12 protein-coding genes are annotated in these 20,705 nt (G+C 66.4%); 7 read left to right on the plus strand and 5 right to left on the minus strand.

Annotated features, from left to right (window positions below):
* Positions 1-21: 21 nt before the first annotated feature.
* A complete protein-coding gene (locus PZE19_RS04735) occupies positions 22-2,154 on the plus strand; it encodes an ArnT family glycosyltransferase (protein ID WP_277859421.1) in 2,133 nt (710 codons plus the stop codon).
* Here the strand turns inward: PZE19_RS04735 and PZE19_RS04740 are convergent.
* Entirely contained in the window at positions 2,144-3,040 is an 897-nt protein-coding gene (locus tag PZE19_RS04740) for a class I SAM-dependent methyltransferase (RefSeq protein ID WP_277859422.1), read from the minus strand. The two genes, PZE19_RS04735 and PZE19_RS04740, sit on opposite strands and share 11 nt — an antisense overlap.
* Positions 3,041-3,171: 131 nt before the next feature.
* Here PZE19_RS04740 and ispG point away from each other — a divergent pair, with 131 nt between their 5' ends.
* Positions 3,172-4,341, plus strand: coding sequence for a flavodoxin-dependent (E)-4-hydroxy-3-methylbut-2-enyl-diphosphate synthase (gene ispG, locus PZE19_RS04745; RefSeq protein ID WP_277859423.1), 1,170 nt, complete (start codon positions 3,172-3,174; stop codon positions 4,339-4,341).
* Between the two features lie 69 nt (positions 4,342-4,410).
* Here ispG and PZE19_RS04750 read toward each other — a convergent pair whose 3' ends face one another.
* Positions 4,411-5,889 (minus strand): NAD-dependent succinate-semialdehyde dehydrogenase, encoded by a 1,479-nt coding sequence (locus tag PZE19_RS04750; protein ID WP_277859424.1) that lies wholly within the window; start codon positions 5,887-5,889, stop codon positions 4,411-4,413.
* A 295-nt stretch (positions 5,890-6,184) separates the two neighbouring features.
* Between PZE19_RS04750 and PZE19_RS04755 the strand changes: the two genes are divergently transcribed.
* From PZE19_RS04755 to PZE19_RS04765, 3 genes are all read left to right on the plus strand, one after another.
* Complete coding sequence (locus PZE19_RS04755) at positions 6,185-6,793, plus strand: hypothetical protein (RefSeq protein ID WP_277859425.1); 609 nt, start codon at positions 6,185-6,187, stop codon at positions 6,791-6,793.
* A 119-nt stretch (positions 6,794-6,912) separates the two neighbouring features.
* On the plus strand, positions 6,913-8,502 hold the full coding sequence (gene metG / locus PZE19_RS04760) for a methionine--tRNA ligase (RefSeq protein WP_277859426.1): 1,590 nt from the start codon (positions 6,913-6,915) through the stop codon (positions 8,500-8,502).
* A 138-nt stretch (positions 8,503-8,640) separates the two neighbouring features.
* A complete protein-coding gene (locus PZE19_RS04765; protein WP_277859427.1) occupies positions 8,641-10,239 on the plus strand; it encodes a hypothetical protein in 1,599 nt (532 codons plus the stop codon).
* 8 nt (positions 10,240-10,247) lie between these two features.
* Here the strand turns inward: PZE19_RS04765 and wecB are convergent, their stop codons facing one another.
* Together wecB and PZE19_RS04775 are read right to left on the minus strand one after the other, a co-directional pair.
* A complete protein-coding gene (gene wecB, locus PZE19_RS04770) occupies positions 10,248-11,387 on the minus strand; it encodes a non-hydrolyzing UDP-N-acetylglucosamine 2-epimerase (RefSeq protein ID WP_277859428.1) in 1,140 nt (379 codons plus the stop codon).
* Positions 11,388-11,443: 56 nt separating this feature from the next.
* On the minus strand, positions 11,444-12,643 hold the full coding sequence (locus tag PZE19_RS04775; RefSeq protein WP_277859429.1) for a glycosyltransferase family protein: 1,200 nt from the start codon (positions 12,641-12,643) through the stop codon (positions 11,444-11,446).
* A 795-nt stretch (positions 12,644-13,438) separates the two neighbouring features.
* On the opposite strand from PZE19_RS04775, the gene PZE19_RS04780 reads away from it, so the two are divergent.
* Together PZE19_RS04780 and PZE19_RS04785 are read left to right on the plus strand one after the other, a co-directional pair.
* The gene (locus tag PZE19_RS04780) at positions 13,439-18,103 is read left to right on the plus strand and encodes a glycosyltransferase (protein WP_277859430.1); all 4,665 of its coding nucleotides are present in this window, start codon (positions 13,439-13,441) and stop codon (positions 18,101-18,103) included.
* Positions 18,104-18,192: 89 nt separating this feature from the next.
* Entirely contained in the window at positions 18,193-18,897 is a 705-nt protein-coding gene (locus PZE19_RS04785; RefSeq protein ID WP_368411223.1) for a DUF1559 family PulG-like putative transporter, read from the plus strand.
* A 41-nt stretch (positions 18,898-18,938) separates the two neighbouring features.
* Here PZE19_RS04785 and PZE19_RS04790 read toward each other — a convergent pair whose 3' ends face one another.
* On the minus strand, positions 18,939-20,681 hold the full coding sequence (locus PZE19_RS04790) for a methyltransferase (protein WP_277859432.1): 1,743 nt from the start codon (positions 20,679-20,681) through the stop codon (positions 18,939-18,941).
* Positions 20,682-20,705 lie beyond the last annotated feature (24 nt).

The raw sequence follows: 20,705 nt of genomic DNA on the forward strand, positions 1-20,705 counted from the left end.
GCCCTCGCCAGGAGTCTCCGTTTGGCTCGCAAATCCCGAGCGCCGCAGCGATCGGAAGTCGTCCCGCCGTCGGATGGTCGGGAGCCGCCCGAGGCGAGCGAGCATCAAACCGGACCCGAGGGCCCGCCCCGCGACGTCCGGAGGTTTTTTTGGATCGGCCTCGCCGTCGTGGCCCTGCTGGGCCAGCATCTGGGACTGGCCGAGCGGAGCCTGCTCACGGAGAACCCGACGGTCGACGAGGTCGTGCACATGCCGGCCGGATTGACGTACTGGGACCAGCACACCTTCCGGCTGTACCATCACAACCCGCCCCTGGTGAAGATGGTCGCGGCGCTGCCGGTCTGGCTCGCCGGGCCGGTGCTGGCGCCCCTCTACCAGCGAAAATCCTGGAGCGAACGCGACCCTTCGCAGGCGAATTTCGCTCACGACTTCGCCTACGTGAACGCCGACCGCTACTTCGAGCTGTTCGACCTGGCGCGGATGGTGATGCCGCTCTTCTCGATCATCGGAGGCCTCGTGGTCTTCGCCTGGTCCTGCCGCCTCTACGGCGCGGGCGGGGGGCTGCTGAGCCTCGCGCTCTGGGTGTTCTGCCCGAACATACTCGCCCATGGTCGGTTGGTGACCTCGGACGTCGGTTCGACGGCCTTCGGCGCCGGCGCGACGTATCTTTTCTGGCGATACCTGCGCGATCCTCGCTGGGGACGCGCGAGCCTGGCCGGCGTGGCGCTGGGGCTGGCCCAGCTCACCAAGTTCAGCATGCTGCTGCTCTACCTCGTCTGGCCCTTCCTCTGGCTGATACGCCTGGTCGTCGCCCCGGCGGTCGAGACGTGGTCGCTTCGAATCGGTCGGGGTGTGGTTCACGGGGCCTGGGTCGTGGCGCTGAGCATCCTGACCATTGACGCAGGCTACATGTTCGAAGGCGTCGGCAGGCCGCTGGGGAGCTTCGAGTTTGCGAGCGGGAGCCTGACGAAGCCTCCGCCCGGCGGCCTGAGGACGGCCCCGCCGACCAGGAATCAGCTCTACGCCTGGATCTGGCCGTTCGCGCAGAACCGATTCCGGGGGACCTTCCTGGAGAACCTGCCCGCGCCGCTGCCGGAGCACTATCTCCTGGGTTTCGACGAGCAGAAGATCGAGGCCGACGGCATCCCGCTCCGCTTCATCCAGGCCTGGAACGCCCTGAACGCCGGCGACAGGAGCGGGGCCCTCGCCCTGGCCGGCTCGTCCGACCGTTCCGTGGCCGGGTACAGCGTGTATCTTAACGGCGTCCTTCGGGGCTCAGGATGGTGGTATTACTATCTGGCGGCGCTCGCCTACAAGGTCCCAGAGGGGTCCTGCCTGCTGCTCCTGACTTCGATCGCTCTCCTCTTCGTCGCCCGGCGTTCGCGAGAGTCCTGGGTGGACGAGATCACGCTCTGGACGGTCCCAACGGCCATCTTGCTGGCGATGAGCGTCCTGACCGACATCAACCTCGGCCTGCGATACATCCTGGCCGTCTTCCCGTACCTCTACATCCAGGCAGGAAAGCTCGTCCCCTTCGTCGAGTCGCTCGCCGGGCGGAGTCGAAGTTTCGGCCGAACGGGATTGATCGCCTGCGTGGGGCTCACGGCGCTCTCCTCATTTGCGATCCATCCCGATTATCTGGCGTACTTCAATCACGTCTCCGGCGGCCCCGACCGCATGCCCGCGAGGCTGATCGACAGCAACCTGGACTGGGGCCAGGACCTCGTCGGCCTGCGCCGATGGTGCCGAGAGAACATCCCCGACGAGCCGATCGGTCTGGCCTACTTCGGCCAGATAAATCCCGGCATCTTCACGCTGCGGGGCGACGGATTCGATTGGTTCCTGCCGCCGATCCGGCCCGGCCACGTCGACAGAATGGATCCCGCGTCGCCTGCGCGGCTGCTCGGCCCCGCCAGGGAACTGAAGCCCGGCTGGTTCGCGGTGAGCGCTTCGCTCGTCTACGGCCTGGGTTGGCGGCTCTACGATCCCACGCCGTTTCTCAACGAGGCCTGGTCCCCGTCGTGGAACGCCAAGGACGATCCGTTCGGCTATTTCCGACTCTTCGAGCCGGTCGAGCGCATCGGTCACTCGATCTTGATCTACAAGCTGACCGCCGGGGACGTCGCCCGCGCGGCCCAACTTCTCAAACCGTAGGCTTGCGACTTACGTAGACCTGGGCGAGATCGTCGTCGCGGACGGGCCCGAAACGGGTCTCCGTCTCAAAACCCGCGTGTGCGAGCCAGTCGGGGAAGTCCATCCCCAACTCGGTGAAGACGGGGTAGCCCACGTCCCCGCCGGGATGTCGGATCGGCGTCGCCAGGTCCTCGATCGAGCCGTCGCGCCGGAGCCGGGCTCGCGGGAACGTTTCGGCGAAGTGGGGCGAGACGGGTGCCGTGAAGACGTGCAGGCCGCCGGGGACGAGGACGCGGTGCACCTCATCGAGGGCCCTCGCCAGGTCGGGGACGTGCTCCAGGGTTTCGGAGGTCAGCACGAGGTCGAAACGGTCGTCCTCGTAGGTCAGTCGGGCGAGATCCTCGTGACGCAGTCCCTTGACGTAGGCCCCGGGGTGGGCGTTGGGGATGTAGTCGGAGGGGTGGAAACGGGCGAGGTTCTCCAGGGTCTCGTGGATGCCGTCGATCCGATTGATCTCGGCGATCCGCATGGCGCCGGCCTCGTCGCTGCGGGCCCATGTCCGGAGGTCCGGGGCGCGACGCCCGTCGGTGGGGTAGAGGTCCAGAAGGACCTCGGCCATCCTCCGGGCGCGGAGCTTCGCGCCGCAGCCGGCGCAGTCGCACGACTCCTTCCGCGCCAGGGCCTCGGCCTGCCGCCTGGTGAGCCCCCACAATTCAACGAGTCGGGCGGGGATCACCCGACGTCGGTAGAACATGTAACGCTTCTCACCGCAGACGGAGCAGCGTTCGGCACGTCCGCACGCCATGGCCGAGGCGTAGTCGCGGGCCAGCCAACCAAGCCGGTGGGCTTCGTTCCAGGCGGCCACCAGCGGGCCTTTCACGGGGTGGGGGAGGGGGATTTTGCTCATGTGTCGCTGGGTTGCGGCGGGCTCGCGCAGGCTTGACCGCCGCGTGGAGGTCGATTACGATCGATTCATGCGTCAAGAAGGATGCGGCACGCGGTAAAGTCCGATTTGACGACAAATTAGGGCGAGGATCAATGGCCTACGCGACGACCGTCCAGCGCCACAAGACGAAGGAGATCGGGATCGGCGACCTGCCGGTCGGGGGGGACAACCCGATCCTGGTCCAGTCGATGACCACGACCAACACGTTCGACGCCGAGGCCACCCTGGCCCAGATCCGACGTCTCGAAGAGGCCGGATGCGAGGTCGTCCGCGTCACCGTCCCCAAGAAAGAGGACGTCGAGGGCATCAAGGCGATCCGCGACCAGATCAAGATCCCGCTGATCGCCGACATCCATTTCGACTACCGGATGGCCCTCGCCTGCCTCGAAGCCCGCACCCCGTCGGGCCGCCGCGCCGTGGACAAGATCCGGATCAACCCCGGGAACATCGGCGGTGAGGAACGCTTCAAGGAGGTCGTCCGCAAGGCCCGCGATGCTGGCGTCCCCATGCGGATCGGCGTCAACTCGGGGAGCCTCGAGAAGGACCTGATCGAGAAGTACGGCTTCCCGTGCCCCGAGGCGATGGTCGAGAGCGCCCTGCGGCACATCGAGACCGCCGAGGCGCTCGGCTACAAGCAGATGATCGTCAGCCTCAAGGCCAGCCACGTCCCCACGGCCGTCGCCTGCTACTCCGAGTACGCCGCGAAGGCCGACTACCCGACCCACGTCGGGATCACCGAGGCCGGTTCGAGGGAATACGGCACGCTCAAGAGCGCCGCGGGCATCGGCTCGATCCTCCTCCGCGGCATCGGCGACACGATCCGGGTCTCGCTCCTGGGCGACCCGGTCCCCGAGATCGACGCCGGCTTCGACATCCTCCGCGCCTGCGACCGCCGCGTGACGAAGCCCGAGGTCGTCGCCTGCCCGACCTGCGGCCGGCTGGACATCGACCTGGAGCGGATCGTCGCCGAGGTCGAGGAGAAGATGAAGAACCTGACCAATCCCCTCCGCATCAGCATCCTCGGCTGCCTGGTCAACGGCTTCGGCGAGGCCAAGGAGGCCGATCTCGGCATCGCCGCCGGTTCCGGCAAGGGGATCATCTTCAAGCGCGGGGTTCCCATCCGCCACGTCCTCGAAGCCGACATGGTCCAGGCCCTCCTTGAAGAAGTCGAGCGGTTCGAGGAAGCGACCGTGCCCCTCGCCTCCTTCGTCGAGAAGGAAAAGAAGAAGCAGGCCAAGTCGGGCCTCCCCGTCCTGAACTGAGCTAACCGCCAGCGACGACATGCCTGACGCCCCGGGGCCGATCCCCCGGGGCGTCCGACTTTCGAATCCTCAGGACTGACGGAGGCCGACGGCGACGTACTTCGTCTCGAAGTACGCGTCCAGTCCCTCGCTCCCCAGCTCGCGGCCGAGGCCTGACTCCTTCATTCCACCGAACGGGCATTGGGGGGTCGCCGGGATCGGATCGTTGATGCCGATGATCCCCGCCTCGAGGCCCTCGGCCATCCGGGTGGCGACGGTCAGGTCGTTGGTGAAGACGTAGGCCGCGAGGCCGTAGGGCGTGGCGTTGGCGGCGGCGATCACGTCGTCGAGCTTGTCGAAGTCCAGGATCGGCATCACGGGTGCGAAGGGCTCGTCGGTCATCAGCTTCATCGTGCCGTCGACGTTCGTCAGGACGGTGGGCTCGAACCAGTACCCCTTGTCGAACCTCGACGACCGGCCGCCGCCCGTACGAATCCGGGCGCCCTTATCGCGGGCGTCGTCGATCAGCGCCTGCGTCTTGTCGAGCGCACGCGATTCGACCATCGGCCCGACCTGCACGCCCTCCTCCAGGCCGTTGCCGATCTTGAGCTTGTTCGTCAGCTCGACGGCCGCTTCGGTGAAGTCCTTGATGATCTCGTCGTGGACGTAGAACCGGGAAGGCGCGATGCAGACCTGGCCGTTGTTCCGGAACTTGCCGATGACCGCCGCTTGGGCGACCTGCTGGACGTCGGCGTCGGGGAAGACGATCAGCGGCGCGTGACCGCCGAGTTCCAGGCTCAGACGCTTCACTTGGTCGGCCGAGCGGCGAAGCAGTTCCTTGCCGACCGCCGTCGAGCCCGTGAACGAGATCTTGCGCACCGCGGGATGCTCGAACAGGGCGTCCGCGAAGGGCTTTGGCGGGCCGATGACGAGGTTCGCGACGCCCGGGGGCAGGCCGGCGTCGGCGAGGCACTCGAACATCAGGATCAGGGTGAGCGGAGTCTGGTCGGCGGGACGGCTGACGACCGTGCAGCCGGCCGCCAGCGCCGGGGCGATCTTCCGGCTCGGGAGCGCAGCCGGGAAGTTCCAGGGGGTGATCGTGCCCACCACGCCGACGGGATGCTTGATCGTATAGTAGCGCTTGGCGACGTTCGTGGGGGGGATGATGCGGCCGTAGGCTCGCTTGGCCTCCTCGGCGAACCACTCGAACGTCTCGGCGGCGTGGAGGGCCTCGGTTTTCGCCTCCAGCAAGGGCTTGCCTTGCTCCATCGTCATGGCGCGGGCGATCAAGTCGGCCCGCTCGCGTATCAGTTCGGCGGTCTTCTTAAGGATCCTCGCGCGATCGTAGGCCGACGACGCCTTCCAGGCGGGGAAGGCCCGCGCCGCGGCCACGATCGCCACGTGGGCCTCGTTCCCCCCCGCGTAGGCCACCTCGGCGATGGTGGATTCATCGGCCGGGTTGATCACGGCCAGCGTCTTGCCGTCGTCCGCGTCGAGCCAGGCGCCGTCGATGTACATGCGGGTGGGAAAGTCCTGCTTCGCGGACGGGCTCGACGCGTTGGCTGCCATGATGAATCTCTCGGGTTGCTCGTTAAGACGCACCGGAACGACGCTCGCTCGGGGGTGGTTCTCTGCTGCCACGATACGGCCCGGCGTCGGGTGGCACAACGTCGGGCGATCCCGTCATGGAGTGGGCGTGGACTGCTTCGATCGCTACAACCGGCATTTTCGCCGTCGCAATCCTTCGTTTCCCGTCAACGGTTGGAGCCGGATCAACCGATTTCTTTGGTGTTCCGTGACTTCCTGGTAATTCCGGGCGCAGGCCAGGACGGCCCTTCGCCAAGGTAGACAAGGCGGGTGACGCATGGATGCGGTCTGGGGGAATTCCGGCTCGATCGTCCGGCGACGTTGCCGGCTGGCTCTTGCGACGGCTCTGCTCGCATGGCCGGTCGCGACCGCCGGGGCCGCCCCGATCCGGTGGACGCCGCGCGGGCGTCTGGCGGCCCAGGAGATTTCGCCGGCGGCTACGACAGCCACGCCGGGGGCCTGGGCGTCTTTCCTCGCGGCGGGCCCGTCGACCTGGGCCTCAAGACCTTCCCCGCCCTACACGACGGCCGTTCGGCTCGCGGTCCTGCGACTGATCAACGGCGACCCGACCGTCGCGGCCGCCAGCCCTTTGATCGAGTACCTGGTCTGGCGGCGGAACCTGAACGTCGCCCGGTTCGACGCATATCATCCCTACGTCGGCCCTCGGCTGCCGCAAGGGTTGATCCCGCCGATCTCCCAGGTCGTCCCTCCGCTCACTCCGCCGACGAACATCCCGACCGCGCCCGTCGAGCCGCCGCTGCTCCCGCCGGTGCCGAACGTCGTGCCGCCCAGCGTCCCCGAACCGTCGGCCCTGGTCGTGATCGTCGCCGGGGCCGTTGGGGCCCTCGAGATAAGGCGCCGGCGGGAAACGTCGCAGGCGCGCTGAGCGTGGGCCCTTTTTGGTACACTCGCCTACCCCGCCAGGCGGACGGTGAACCCTCCCCTTGACGGCCGCCTCTATTCTCATGGCAGAGGCTTCGCGACCGACAAGGCAAGGACCGGGCAATGGACGAGCAGCAGCGCTTCTACATCACGACGGCCATCGACTATCCCAACAGCCGCCCCCACATCGGCACCGCGTTCGAGAAGATCGGCGCCGACGTCCAGGCGCGGTTCCGGCGGATGGAAGGGGCGTCGGTCCATTTCCTGATGGGTAACGACGAGAACACCAACAAGGTCACCATCCGAGCCCGGGAACTCGGCCTGGAGCCCAAGGCCTACGTCGACGACATGGCCCGCCAGTTCCAGGACGTCTGGCGCGCCCTGGAAATCTCCAACGACGACTTCATCCAGACCAGCGAGCAGCGCCATCACGTCGGCTGTCGCAAGTTCATCCAGGCGGTCTACGACGCCGGCGACATCTACAAGGGCGTGTACGCCGGCCACTACTGCATCGGCTGCGAGTCGTTCAAGACCGAGAAGGAGGTCGCCGAGGCCGGTGGCCGATGTCCCAACCACCCCAACACGCCGCTCTCCTGGGTCGAGGAGGAGAATTACTACTTCCGGCTCTCCGCCTACCGCGATCGGCTTCTGGCCCACTATGCGGCGAATCCCGACTTCATCCAGCCGGAGAGCCGTCGCAACGAGATCCTCAGCCTGGTCGAGGGCGAGCTGAAAGACGTGGCGATCACCCGGAAGGGGTTCACCTGGGGCATTCCCGCCCCGTTTGACGCCGACCAGACGATCTACGTCTGGTTCGACGCCCTGCTCAATTACATCACGGCCGTCGGCTACGGGAGCGACGAGGAGCGGTTCGCCCGGCTCTGGCCGGCGGACGTCCACGTCATCGGCAAGGACATCACGCGATTCCACTGCGCCCTCTGGCCCGCCATGCTGATGTCGGCCGGAGTGGCCCTGCCGCGCAAGGTCTTCGGCCACGGCTTCGTCTATCGCAAGAACGAGGAGACGGGCGAGGTCGAGAAGCTCAGCAAGAGCCTCGGCAACGTGGTGGAACCGATGGACCTGATCGAGAAGTTCTCGGCCGAGGCCTTTCGCTATTACTTCATGAGCCAGTGTCCGTTCGGCGGCGACGGCGAGTTCTCGTTCGAACGCTTCGCCGACGCCTACAACAGCGGCCTCGCCAACAACCTGGGGAACCTCTACAGCCGAATCCTGACGATGTGCCTGAAGTACTTTCAGGGCGATCTCGGCGACGTTTCGGGGATGGACAGGACGGTCTGGCGTCGGGGGCTCGACCTCCGGGCGTTGGCGGAGACCCTCCGCGAGCGGATCGGAACGCTCGACTACGCGACGGCCCTCCAGCGAATCTGGCTGGAGGTCATCGATGCCGCGAACAAGTACATCCAGGAGACTGAGCCCTTCAAGCTGGCCAAGACGGACCTCGAAGCCACGCGAGTCGTCCTGGCGAACCTCGCCGACTGGATGCGGGTCGCGGCCGTGCTGATCAAGCCTTTCCTCCCGAGGACGGCCGAAACGTTCTACCAGGCCTTCAATTTCGAAACGCATCAGGCCTGGGCGAGCGTCTCGTATGGAACGGCCGCTGTCCCCTTCGCCGTCGTGGACTCGCTCCACGTGACAGCCCCGATCATCAACGCCAAGCCGGCCCCGCTCTTTCCCAAGGTCGACGCCCGCTGAACCGGACTTCGCGAATTTGCCTGAAAGCGGTAAAGTCGTCATGCCTGGAGGTCGAGGGCGTCGAAACGGATGAAGCATCGTCGCTCGACCGGGCGGCCGTAGGTCGTGCGCCACTCAAGGATGTTCGAGGTGGACGTCATGGATGAACCGAAACGCAAGCTCGTCGTCCTCTTGTGCATGCATCGCAGCGGATCGAGCCTCACGGCGAACATCCTGCACAAGCTCGGCATGTCGCTCGGGCCGTTCGAGCTGATCGCGGCGGCCCCGAGCAACCCTTACGGGCACTTCGAATCGATCCCTTTCCACTCGCTGAATCGGCGCATCCAGGAGTGGGCCTACGGCTTCGCCGACGACGTGCCCGACGACCCCAGGGTTCTCGCCCGGTTCCTTCAAGAGCGCGCCGCCTGGCCGACCGATCGGGCTCTGCCGGAGGAGTGGGTTGACGAGGCCGAACGGATCACGCGCGTCCTGATCGAGAGCGGGCCCGTCTCGGGATTCAAGGATCCCCGCACGGTCCTCGTCTGGCCGTTCTGGCGGAAGGTGTTCGAGCGGATCGAGAACGTGCAGATCGTGGCGGCTTCCCTGCTGCGATCCCCGCATGAGATCGCCATGAGCCTCTGCACTCGAAGCCGGGGCAACATGCCCTACTGGAACGCGCTCGACGTCGTCGGCGTCCACCTGGATCGGATGAAGGTCGTGGCGGACGAGCAGGCGGCGACCTCGCACGTCGTCCGGTTCGGCACAGCGAGCTTCTGGGACGATACGAAGCAACTCGCCGAAGCCTGCGGATTGCCCTGGAACGACGCCATCGTCCGTAGCGTCTACGACCCGTCCTGCGTCCACCATCAGCCGGCCGCCGTCGCCCACGCGTCTCAAGTCACCCTGAACGCGTTGGGAAGCGACGCGTGGGCCGACGTCGACACCGCCGCGAACGCCGAACGACTCGCCGCCGACGCGCGGAAGTACGAATCAACCACCCACTCCCAGTTGACCTCGACGCGAAACGAGCTTGGCAAGACGATCGTCCAGCTTCGCCAGGCGGAGCATGCTTTCAATGAAGCCAATGCGCAGGTAAACGAGCAGGGATTGAAGTGCGTCCTGATGGAACGCGAGGTGACCGCGACCCAGCAAGCCCTCGCCGAGAGCGAGAAAGGGTTCCAACTCGCCCGCACCTGTCTCGAACAGACGGAAAAACACCTGGCCCGGGTGATGGAGACGCTCGTCTCGAACCAGGAACGACGCGTCCAGGCGGAGCAGATGCTCGCCCACACCCAGGGCGTGCTCGCGTTCACCGAGCAGGCCCTGGCGGAATCCCAACGACGCGTGGCCGACGCTCATGACCATCAGGAGCGGCTCCTCACCAGCTTCCAGCAGACCTATCAGACCGCGCAGGCCGATCACGACCAGGACCGCCGGCGATGGCAGGCGGATCGCGCCCGGGCGGAGGAAGTCCGGCAGGCGGATCGCGCTCGGGGGGAGGAAGTCCATAATCAACTGGTTGAGCTGCAAGAAACGATGGTCCGCAAGGAACAGCAATTGGTGCGTTCGCTGGAACGCGAGGAGAAGCGCTGGCTTGAGAACGTCGCGCTTCGACGGCGAATCGACAAGTTCGAGTCGAACGCGCTCATCGGCGTCGCCGTGAAGGGGCGTCGACAGATCAAGCAGTTCTGGCTGAGGCTTCGTCACACGGGCCCGAACGGCGAGCCAAGGTCCACTCGGGTCGATCGGCCGATGTGAGGGACGCCTCAGACGGCGACGGCCGCCGGAGCCTCGACCACCAGCTTGCGATGGAGGATCGTGGCGATTCGAGCGGCCGCGCGACCGTCGCCGAACGGCGAGGTCGCATCCGTCGTGCGGGCCGGCTGGCGCGGTTCGGCGAGCCGTCGCGTCCCTTCGTGCAGGATGGCGGCCGGATCGTCGCCCACGAGCTTCGCGACGCCGCAGTGGACGGCTTCCTCGCGTTCGCTCACGTCGCGAAGGACGAGCACGGGCGTCCGCAGGGCCGTGGCTTCCTCCTGGACGCCGCCGCTGTCGCTGAGGATGAACGCGGCCCGCTTCATCGCGGTCACGAACGGCCCGTACTCCAGCGGGCTGATCAGCCGGACCCGATCCAGCCCGCCCAGTGCGGCGCGGACGACGGGCTCCACCCCCGGATTGGGATGCACGGGCCAGAGGAATTCCACGTCGGGATGTCGATCGTGGAGCTTCCGGATTCCCTCGCAGATCCGCGTCAAGGGCTCGCCGAGGTTTTCGCGGCGGTGGACCGTGACCAGCACGAACCGCGAATCGGGGTCGAGTCCCTGCAAGGGGACCTCGCGATCGGCCGCCATGAAGAGGGCGTCGATCCCCGTGTTGCCCGTCATGTGAATCGACTCGGGCGGGATCCCCTCGCGCAGGAGGTTGGACCGAGCGGCCGAGGTCGGTGCGAAATGCAGCGAGGCGAGGTGGCTCGCCGCGACGCGGTTGGCCTCCTCAGGGTAGGGGGCGTCCAGCCGGTACGTTCGCAACCCGGCTTCGACGTGCGCGAAGGGCGTTCCCAGCATATAGCTGGCCAACGCGGCGGCGAGGACCGTCGTCGTGTCGCCCTGCGCGACGACGCAGTCGGGCTCTTCGCGACTTAGGGCCGCATGCAGCGCGACGACCAGGCGGTTGCTCAGGTCCGCCAGGGACTGTCCGGGCCGCATCACGTCCAGGTCGACGTCCGGGCGAACGTCGAAGAAATCGAAAATCGGCCTCGCCAGATCCCTGTGCTGGGCCGTGAAGATGAGCCGACACCGGGCCCAGGGCTGATCGCGCAGGGCCCGGATGATCGGCGCGGTCTTGATGGCCTCTGGACGCGTCCCGACCACGAACACGACGTTCCTGCGGCGCTCGCTGGGATCCATGAGCCTCCCTCCATGGGGTCGATCTTCGTGGATGTCGATCTCTCGGCGGAGGACGTTCAGTCGGCCTTCGCAAGCCGTTTAATGGCGGCCCGGACCGATCGGTATGCCTTCACGGCCGGCTCGGGCGCGTGCGCCCGGATCACACGGCGGAGGTTGGTCGCTCCGGCCGGCTCGGACGAGGGCTCGGGAGCGGACTCCGCCGCTGCATCGACGACCGGCAGGGCGGGAGGCGTCTCGGAGTAGGTGCGGTACCAGTGGCGATAAGAATTCTCGGGAGCCGAGTCGTCGAACGGGTCGGGGAAATACGTCATCAGGTCATCACGCTGGCGATACGTGAGTCGATGTGCGTCCTCGACCTTGGCCCCGCTCGCGTAGCGCGTGTAGCGGCAGGGGATCTTGCCGACCGTCGACTGGCCGTGGCGTTCGCACTGGTCGATGTACCACTCGCGAAAGTCGTAGAGCACCGGGCTGTGCGACCCGTAGCGATCCAGCATCATGAGCTGGGCGCCGCTGTCGAAGCCGGAGAAGTGGTAGAACACCAGAGGCCGACCGTTGATCGCGATGTCGTACGGCGACCGGCCCGTGGCGCGGCGATGGCTCAGGTTCCAGGTCGAGACGTTGTACTGGGGATCGCGAAGGATCTTGATCCCATCGAAGATCGCGGGGGCCAGGTCGATCCAACGCTGGTCGGTGAACAGGCCGGAGGGCACCTCGTCGTAGCACCAGCGGCTCAGCCGATCGGCCCACCAGTCGATGAATCGGCGGCCGTTCCGGTCCATGCGGACGGCGAGGAAGCCCAGGTTGTAGATGCCGTGGCGCAGGCAGGTGTGCTCGTTGTCGACCATCGCCGTCGGCTCGGTCTCGGGCTCGATCGAGTGCGGCGTGAGCAGAACGCTGTCCGCGTCGAGGGCCCGTTCGAGATCGTCGAGCCGGTTGCTGACGATGATGTCCGGGTCGAAGTAATAGATGCGTTCGGCCCCGTGGACGTCGGCGATGTGCTGGAACGCCGCGCCCTTCACGGCCGTGCACAGCTCGACGATGCGGTGGCGGAAGATGAAACGCGAGAGGTTGGGGATCGGCAGGTCGCGGATGTTGATGATCGAGTCGAAGGCCTCGGTGATCCGGCTCGGACAGTCCGGCATGTCGTCGGACAGGACGAGGTGGAACGTCGCCTCGGGATGCACGCGCTTGACGGAGTGGGCCAGCGAGGCGGCCTTCGGGAGGTAGTTGGCCGTGATGCTCGTGAAGACGTGCATGGGCATTCCTTTGCACCAGTAAGGATTTGGGCCTCGCGCCGCGGGCGGAGCGATGAGCCATCGTCGCGGATCCCATGTGGGGATCCGAGGCGGGCGGATCCGTCCTGGACCGCCGCATCTCTTGTCGACGAGCCGCACAAGCTCTCGCGGCGGAGGTCGAGATCCGTCGCCGTTCGCGGGAAAAATGCCCCGACGACGCACATGATCACGCGTCCGCTCGCCGACCCAAGCTCGCGGCCGCGTGAATTTAAAGGGTTCCGACCCTTCTGTCAATCGATGGAGGAAAGGCCTGAGGCCGATTTCATCCGACTCGCGCGCCGGCGTCGCGGCGGATCGCATTCCACACAGCGCGCCGATCGGGCCGATCCCGCCTCGCCTTCCCAATAAGGCTGTAGCCGCGCGTCGAAAGGGGCCGAAAAAATGATGACGGTTGAAGAGCGCGGACTCGGTCCGGACTCTGTAAGCTCGGGAATCCCCGATCCGCGTCGAGAAGGAACTCGACCCATCGGCCGGAATGCCCGACTTCCGGCAGCTCGACGAATCGTCCATCGAGGCCTTGATCGGGTCGCGAGGCCGGAGCCGAAATACGACGGCCCGTCGGGCTTCGGATTGACAAGGGATGGGCGTACTGTCATTAAGTCGCACTGACTCAGGAGCGGGCGTCCCCGACTCGACGGGCCCATTGCTAAAATGAAGAAGCGTTAATTCTTGCGGCAGGGCGTCGCCAAGCCACGTCGCGACAGCGGCTTCTTCGGGTGGGCTGGCTCGAGAGAGGACCCGAGGAGCGTGAAGGACATGGACGTCTCGTTCTACTTGTCGGAAGCCTCATTCTGGACGCCCGACCACGCTTTCGAGCCGCTCTCCCACAGTCCGTTCAGCCCGATTGCATACTGGCTGGTGGACGTTCTGCGGCCGAGCCAGATCGTCCAGCTCGGCGGCCGCGAGCCGGGCGTCTACTTTTCGCTCTGCGAGGCCGTACGACGGCTGAACCTCGACGCTCGGTGCCTGGCGATCGAACCATCGACCGCCGCCGGCTCGGGAGCGGCCTTCCTGGAGGCCTCTCTGAGGCGTGTCCGAGAGGCCCACGATCGATCCTACGGGACGATCTCGAAGTTGCTCCGAATCGACCCCGACGAGATCGTCGACGCGATTGAGGACGGGTCGATCGACCTCTTCCACGCATCGACCCCCGCGGACGTCGAGCATCTCCTGGTCGACTTCAAACTCTGGCGGCCGAAGCTCTCGGACCGCGCCGTGATCCTGCTTCCCAAGACGTGCATACAGGGCCGGACGCTGGGTTCTTACGCGAGCTTCCATGATCTTTCGCGAAACCACCCCGCCTTCGAGTTCACGCATGGCGAGGGCCTCGGGTTGATCGCGGTCGGTCGTGAGATCCCCGATCGACTCAACCCGCTCTTCGAGGCCCACAAGTTCCCAGGCCGCAGGAATGCCATCCGGGCGGTTTACGCACGTCTCGGAAAGAGCCTCGGCGAAAGCCTGGCGTCGTCTGCCGGACGAGGTGAAAACTTCGATCGGGAAGCGATCCTCGACCTCGGGGTCTTCGAAGCCGAGGGTCGTCGCCCCGAGACGTGGCGAAGCGAGTTCGCAGCCGAGGAAGAGAACCTCGCGCTTCGCGAGGAGCTCGACATGCTCCGCGAGGAACTCGCGGGCCTCGACGAGAACCATCAGGACATCGCCCGGGAGCACGCGGACCTCGGTCGCGAGAATCCCTGGCTTCGCCGCGACCTGGCGCATTTCCAGCACCACTACGCGGAGGCGATGGCGCAACTGGACGAGCTGCGGCGGAGCACGGCTCTCCGCTTGATCGAGCGTTGTCGCGGCACCCGGGATCGCTTCTTCCCCAGGACCCGGCTGCATGGCCGATGCCTGGAATTGTCGATACGCTTCCTCCGCGTCGCGGCGTCCGATGGGCCTCGACCGGCTCTCGCCAGGGTGTCGCGGCGCGTGATCCGCAAGGTCAAGAAGACGCTTGGCATCGGTGTAGAGACGCTCTCCCAGGTCGTCCCCGCAGGAATCCCGGCCCTCGCTCCCGCCCGCTTCGACGAATTGCCGTGGCAGGGGGTTGAAACGAGGAAGCGCGACGTCGAGACCCGCACCCGGGCGACGTTCAAGGTCCTGCTCGTCTCGCACTCGGCCTGCCGCACGGGGGCGCCGTTGTGCCTGCTCCGGCTCGCCGAGGAACTCTCCAGGCTGCCGGATGTGGAGTGCTGGGTCGTTTTGAAGACCAGCGGCGAGCTGGCGCCGGAGTTCGAGCGCCACGCGCCGACGCTGGAACTTGCGAAGACCGTCGAGTGCGGCCTCGCCACCTGGAGTGATGCGCCGAAGGTCATCGCCGCCCGCTTCCGCGAATACGCTCGGAACGGCGTCGCGGTCTGCAATACGATGGCGGTCAGCGAATTCCACGAGGCCCTGGCCGCCCACGACGTGCCGGTCCTGTCCTGGATCCACGAGCTGCCGACGTTTATCGAGATCCTCGGCGGGGTCGAGGCCATCGACCGCATCAAGGCCGCGAGCCGCCGCATGATCGTCCCCGCCGACGTCGTGCGGAGTGCGCTCATTACTCGATTCGACGTCGATCCGGATGCGATCCAGACGGTCCGCTACGGGCTTGAGGGCAAGACCCGCGACCTGTCGCGCGACGAGATGAGGGAGCGCGTCCGAACCGAGCTGAGGCTCCCCGAAGATGCGCGGATCGTGCTCGGCTGCGGGACGATCGATCTCCGCAAGGGGGCCGACCTCTTCGTGCAGGCGGCCCGGCGGCTGCTCTCCGACCCGGAGGCCTCAGGGCTCGCCGAACGGACCTGGTTCGTCTGGTTCGGCCACGTCGTGAACACCGACCTTTTCCACTGGCTGCGTCACGATATCGAGGCGTCCGGATTCACCGATCGGATTCGATTCGCCGGCGTTCGCGGGGGCATGGCGCCCTACTTCCTCGCGGCCGACCTGTTCGCGTTGACCTCGCGCGAGGATCCCTGCCCGTTCGCAAACCTGGAGGCCATGGAGAGCGCCCTTCCCGTCGTCGCCTTCCAGGGATCCGGTGGCGCGCCCGAGGTGCTCAACGGCGGCGGTGTGGCCGTCCCCTACCTCGACGTCTCGGCCATGGCCCAGGCGATGCGAGCCCTCCTCGCCGACGATGCCAGGCGTTTGGAGATGGGGCGTCGCGGCCGCGACACGATCCGCCGCTCGTTCACCTGGCCGCGATTCATGGACGAGTTCGTCGCCATCCTGAAGGCCCAGTACGGCTACGGCCCGGCTCAGGAATTGAAGGTCTCGGTGATCGTGCCCAACTACCGGCACGCACCCTATCTCGAAGAGCGGCTCCGCAGCGTCTTCGAGCAGACCGTCCGGCCGCACGAGATCATCTTCCTCGACGACGCATCGCCCGATGACAGCGTCGAGGTCGCCCGTCGGCTCGCCCCGCTCTCGCCGGTGCCGATGCGGATCGTCGTCAACGACCGCAACAGCGGGAGCACTTTCCGGCAGTGGATGAAGGGCATGGAGCTCGCCACCGGCGACCTGATCTGGCTCGCCGAATCCGACGACGCCTGCCACCCTCAGTTCCTCGAACGGCTCCTGCCCGAATTCCACGACCGCGACGTCGTCCTGGCTTACGCCCAGTCCGCACTCATCGGCCCCAAGAGCGAGGCCTGGGCCGCGGACTTCCTGGCACATACCGACGACCTCGACCCCCAGCGCTGGCGTAGTCGCTACACGGCCGAAGCCGCCGAAGAGGCCGAGTTGGGGCTTAGTCAGAAGAACACGATCCCGAACGCCAGCGCGGTCGTCTTTCGCAAGCCCGAGCGCCTGGACTTCGCCGCGGAGCTGGCGGGCATGCGATTCGCGGGCGACTGGCTCTTCTACGCCATGATGCTACGCGGCGGCAAGATCGCGTTCGTTCCGGAATCGTTGAACTCGTACCGACGCCACGAGCAATCGGTCTCGTTCCAGTCGATCAAGGCGGACACGCACGCCGAGGAAACGCTGCACGTCAAGTTCCGCATCTTCGAGACGTTCGACGTCTCGCTCGACGCCATGGCTCGCAGCCTCGGCCAGACGCTGTTCGAATACGACATGATGACCGAGCGCTTCGACTTGAAGCGAGCGGCCCTCATGTCCAACGCTCGTGCGGCGGCCCCGCTCGCCAGGATCCGAGAGTTGATGCGGCGGAGGCTCGGTGTGCAGGCCGAGCTGAAAGTCCTCCTCGTGGTCGACGGTTCGGAGACCGGGCTGGCCGCGACCTCGACGATCCACCTGGCCAACGCACTGGCGCGAGAACATCAGGTCTTCATCTGCTGCGCCTCGCCTGCCGACGAGAACGAGGGTTTCCGCTCCCAGTTGAACGATCGCGTGGTTCTGCTCGAAGGGACGCTCGGAAATACACCCTGGTCGAGCCCTCGGCCGATGGGCGTCGAGCCCGCGAGCCGTGCTCGGGCGACGATCCTCCAGGAACTCATCCGGTTCCACGAAATCGACGTGATCCACTCGCGACATGAAAGGGCAGACCGGCTCGTCGCTCAGATCAACGGCGATTTGAACCTCCCTTGGTTCGTCCATCTCGCTGAGGGCCGCGGAGGATGGTTCGAGGAACGCCCGGCTGGTGGAAACGCGGGATCGAGTCGGCCGGTCGACATGGTCTCCGGCGTCTTCTACGAGGGCGTGGCGTCGCCCGCCCTGGCCGAGGAATCGCCCGAGCTGTCCCGCAAGCGTTGGATTCCCCTCTTTCCGGGCATGCAACCCGACGCCGTCGTGGAAAGTCGGACGCCACCCATCGCAAGGCGGGATGCGGAGTTCCTCGTTTTCCTGATCGCGGGGGGCTCGGAGACTCAAGGGGACTGCGCGGACGCGATGTCGGCCGTCCGCGTCCTCAATCGACTCCCCGCCGCCGAGCGCGGGGGCCGACGAGTCCGTCTGGTGTTGACCGGATCGGCGTCGGTCGCGCTGCATGGGCAGGGAGGCTCGACCGCGAACCGCGTCGCACTTACGAGTTCGGATCCTCGCGATTCCATGGCCGTGCTCGCCCAGTGCGATGCGGCCCTCGCTCCGCACGAGAATCTCGCGGCCGAAACCTCCAGCTACATCGCGGCGGCCCTCGCCTGCCACTTGCCGATCATCGCGCCCGACCGGGGCCCGATCCACGACGTGCTGACGCTCGATCGACGGACCGCGGGGCTCGCCGCTCCATCCAACGAGCATGGCAGCCTCGAAGTCGACCGGATGGTCACGGCGATGCTCCGTTACCTCCGCCATCCCGATCTCTACGCCGCCCACCGCGCCCGCGCCCGATCTCTCTTCGAGGCCCGCTTCCACATCGACCAGACCGCGGCCGTCTGCACCGAGGCCTACTTCCACGCCCGCGACTTCCTCGTCTTCCCGCGAGAGACGCGCCCGACCCTCGCCTTGCCGGAACGCTCGATGAAGGCGTCTCGCGAGAGCGCGTGAGCCGAGTGATCGAGGCGAGGGTGGTTACCTCACCGCAGCGACGCTGTTAGCCTGGAGCCGGACAGGAGCGCCGGCTGCGGGGATGCGGCATGCTTCGATCGTGGACTCGCCTCGATAATCTGGCGATCTCGGTGGTTCTGAGCGTCCTCGTCTCGGGCGTTGCGACGGCGCTCTGCGCCGCAATCGTTCATGCCCGGACGGACGCGAGGGCTGCGAACTGCCTCAATAATCCACTTTTCTTGTATCATTGGCTCCTGAATTATCAGTCCGAACACGGCCACCCGCCGCCCGCCGTCATGTTCGATTCGGAAGGGCGGCCGATGCACAGCTGGCGGGCCGTCGTCTGGGCTTACGGGTCCCCTGAATTTGCGGCTCGCTACGACTTCAGCGAACCGTGGAACAGCCCGGCGAACCTCGCCGCCGCGCAGCCCGTTCCGGTGGACCTATGGTGTCACAACTCGCAGAACAGTCCGGCATGCTCTACCAACTACGCCGCGATCCTGGACGGAGACCGCTGTTCCCTCGACTCGGCGGGGCAGGGCGGGCCGAATAAGCGTCGCATCGTGATCGTCGAGGTGCCCGATTCGACGATCCTGTGGACCGAGCCGCGGGACGTGACGCTGGAGGAGATCGCCAGGTTCCCGCCGCCCCACGACCCCGGCGGGCTCGCGGCGGTCTTCTCGGACGGGAGTTATCGTCGGCTTTCGATCCAGGAGATTCTCGCCCCCGAGATCCTGGATCACTGGACCCGCCACCTCAAGGCGGCGCGCGCGAAAAAGAGCCCCGATCGTTGATCGACCGGGGCTCTCGTGGATCGTTCTAGCTATGAGCGGGATCAACGTCCCTTGCGGACGATCCAGAGGTCCTGGTGGTACCACCATTCGGCCTGCTTGAAGTCGACGATGGTGGCGTCGACCGCCTTCTGCACGGTCGGGACGACGTATTGGGCCAGGCTCAGGGTCAGGCCGTATTCCGCCGCGTCGAGGTCGTGCTGCTCGCTGCGAGCCTGGAACCAGAAGCCTTCCTCGTCGGCGTCGTCGACCGTGATCTGCAGGCCCTTGCAGCTCTTGACGCCGTGGGTCGTGAAGAGCAGGTGCCCCCCCGGGGCGAGGGAGCCGTACAAGGCTTTGACCCAGCGCCCGAAGGTGGACTTCGGCATGTGCGAGAAGAACGAGAGCGCGAAGATCGCGTCGTACTTCTCGGGCGTGGCGAATCCCTCGGGCGTGTGCGCCGATTGGAGAGCCTTGACGCCGATCTGGTTCGTCAGGAACTCGATCGCTTCGGGGTGGATGTCGCAGCTCGTCAGGTCGAGCCGGGGGTTCTTCTTCAGGTGCCGCGACACGCAGCCGTAGCCCGAGGCGAACTCCAGCAGCTTGATCGGCTTGTCCACCCCGAAGAGCCGGCTCAGGTGGCCGTCGAGCTTGGCCGCCGAGCGGGCGCCGTCCTCGAAGTAATATTTCGTCGCGTCTTCAAGCGACATCTCGGGGTGGGTCGCCACGAACCAGAAGATGAAGTCCTTGGGATGGACGACCTTCGTCACCTGCTCCTTCTCGGCCCACTGCTCGTTGAGCCGGAGCATCTCCTCGGTGAGCGCGCCGTCGTTGGGGGGGACGGGGACGCCGCCGGTCTTGGGCTTGGAAGCCTCGGCGACCTCGGCCTCGCTCTTGGCCCCGCCCACGTTCACGATCGTCGTGGCCGGGCTGCCCGGCTTCACCTTGAACAGCATCGCGTACTGGCCGAGGACCTCGCCGAGCTTGACGGCGAGCTGCAGGCCGGCCTCGTCGCACATCTCGACGAAGTAGTCGATGTCGACGTCGATCTTGACCTCGTCGCCCGAGTACCGCGTGCCCGGGGTCGGGTGGATGTGGATCGTCGGCAGGAACATGCCGGCGGGCGCCATGACCCGGCGCACCTCGCGCAGGTAGTGTCGGGCGTCGGGTTCGAGCAGGTGGGTGAACAGCGAGCAGCCCCAGGCGAAGTCGACCGACCCGTCCTTCGCCGGGAACTTCACCTCGGTCGGCTTGACAGCCCCCCGGGGGTTGTAGCACGACAAAACGTCGAGGTGATGGAATTCGAACTTATCGCCGATCCGCGGGACGAGCACCTGGTTGCAGAAATCGATGCTGTCTTTGAGGACGTCGATGCCGACGTACTTGCGGACGTAAGGATGGTAGGCGAGGTTGCGGGCCATCTTGCCGCTGCCGCAGCCGATGTCCAGCAGCAGCGAGTTCGGCTTGAGGAACTTGCTCAGCAGGATCTGCCAGGCGTCGCCGCTGAGGATGTAGCCCGCCATCGAGGGGCTGCCGGCCGTCGCCCGGACGCCGGCGCCCGGGATCGGCGGGATGATGGCCGAGAGGTGCTCCGTCCCCAGGAAGTACGGATCCAGGCCCTCGAACTGGGCCTGCTCCTTCTGGAACTGGGCGACCTGCATCTTCAGCCAGGAGATCTCCATCTCCATCGCCTGCACGTTCGCCGACCTGCCGGCGCCCTCGCCGGCCAGGGTGACGGACGACGTCCTGGGGAAAAGGACGCCGAGCAGCCCCTTGCGGGGCGGGTTGGTGGTATTCGAGTTCGCCATGCGGGCTCACTACCTTTCTCGAGA

The sequence above is a fragment of the Paludisphaera mucosa genome, from assembly GCF_029589435.1.
In the GTDB taxonomy this organism is placed as follows: Bacteria; Planctomycetota; Planctomycetia; order Isosphaerales; family Isosphaeraceae; genus Paludisphaera; species Paludisphaera mucosa.

Excerpts from the sequence above, each read along its gene's own strand:
- PZE19_RS04740 (WP_277859422.1), bottom strand. The coding sequence starts at position 3,040 with ATGAGCAAAATCCCCCTCCCCCACCCCGTGAAAGGCCCGCTGGTGGCC.
- ispG (WP_277859423.1), top strand. The coding sequence starts at position 3,172 with ATGGCCTACGCGACGACCGTCCAGCGCCACAAGACGAAGGAGATCGGG.
- PZE19_RS04750 (WP_277859424.1), bottom strand. The coding sequence starts at position 5,889 with ATGGCAGCCAACGCGTCGAGCCCGTCCGCGAAGCAGGACTTTCCCACC.
- PZE19_RS04755 (WP_277859425.1), top strand. The coding sequence starts at position 6,185 with ATGGATGCGGTCTGGGGGAATTCCGGCTCGATCGTCCGGCGACGTTGC.
- metG (WP_277859426.1), top strand. The coding sequence starts at position 6,913 with ATGGACGAGCAGCAGCGCTTCTACATCACGACGGCCATCGACTATCCC.
- PZE19_RS04765 (WP_277859427.1), top strand. The coding sequence starts at position 8,641 with ATGGATGAACCGAAACGCAAGCTCGTCGTCCTCTTGTGCATGCATCGC.
- wecB (WP_277859428.1), bottom strand. The coding sequence starts at position 11,387 with ATGGATCCCAGCGAGCGCCGCAGGAACGTCGTGTTCGTGGTCGGGACG.
- PZE19_RS04775 (WP_277859429.1), bottom strand. The coding sequence starts at position 12,643 with ATGCACGTCTTCACGAGCATCACGGCCAACTACCTCCCGAAGGCCGCC.
- PZE19_RS04780 (WP_277859430.1), top strand. The coding sequence starts at position 13,439 with ATGGACGTCTCGTTCTACTTGTCGGAAGCCTCATTCTGGACGCCCGAC.
- PZE19_RS04785 (WP_368411223.1), top strand. The coding sequence starts at position 18,193 with ATGCTTCGATCGTGGACTCGCCTCGATAATCTGGCGATCTCGGTGGTT.
- PZE19_RS04790 (WP_277859432.1), bottom strand. The coding sequence starts at position 20,681 with ATGGCGAACTCGAATACCACCAACCCGCCCCGCAAGGGGCTGCTCGGC.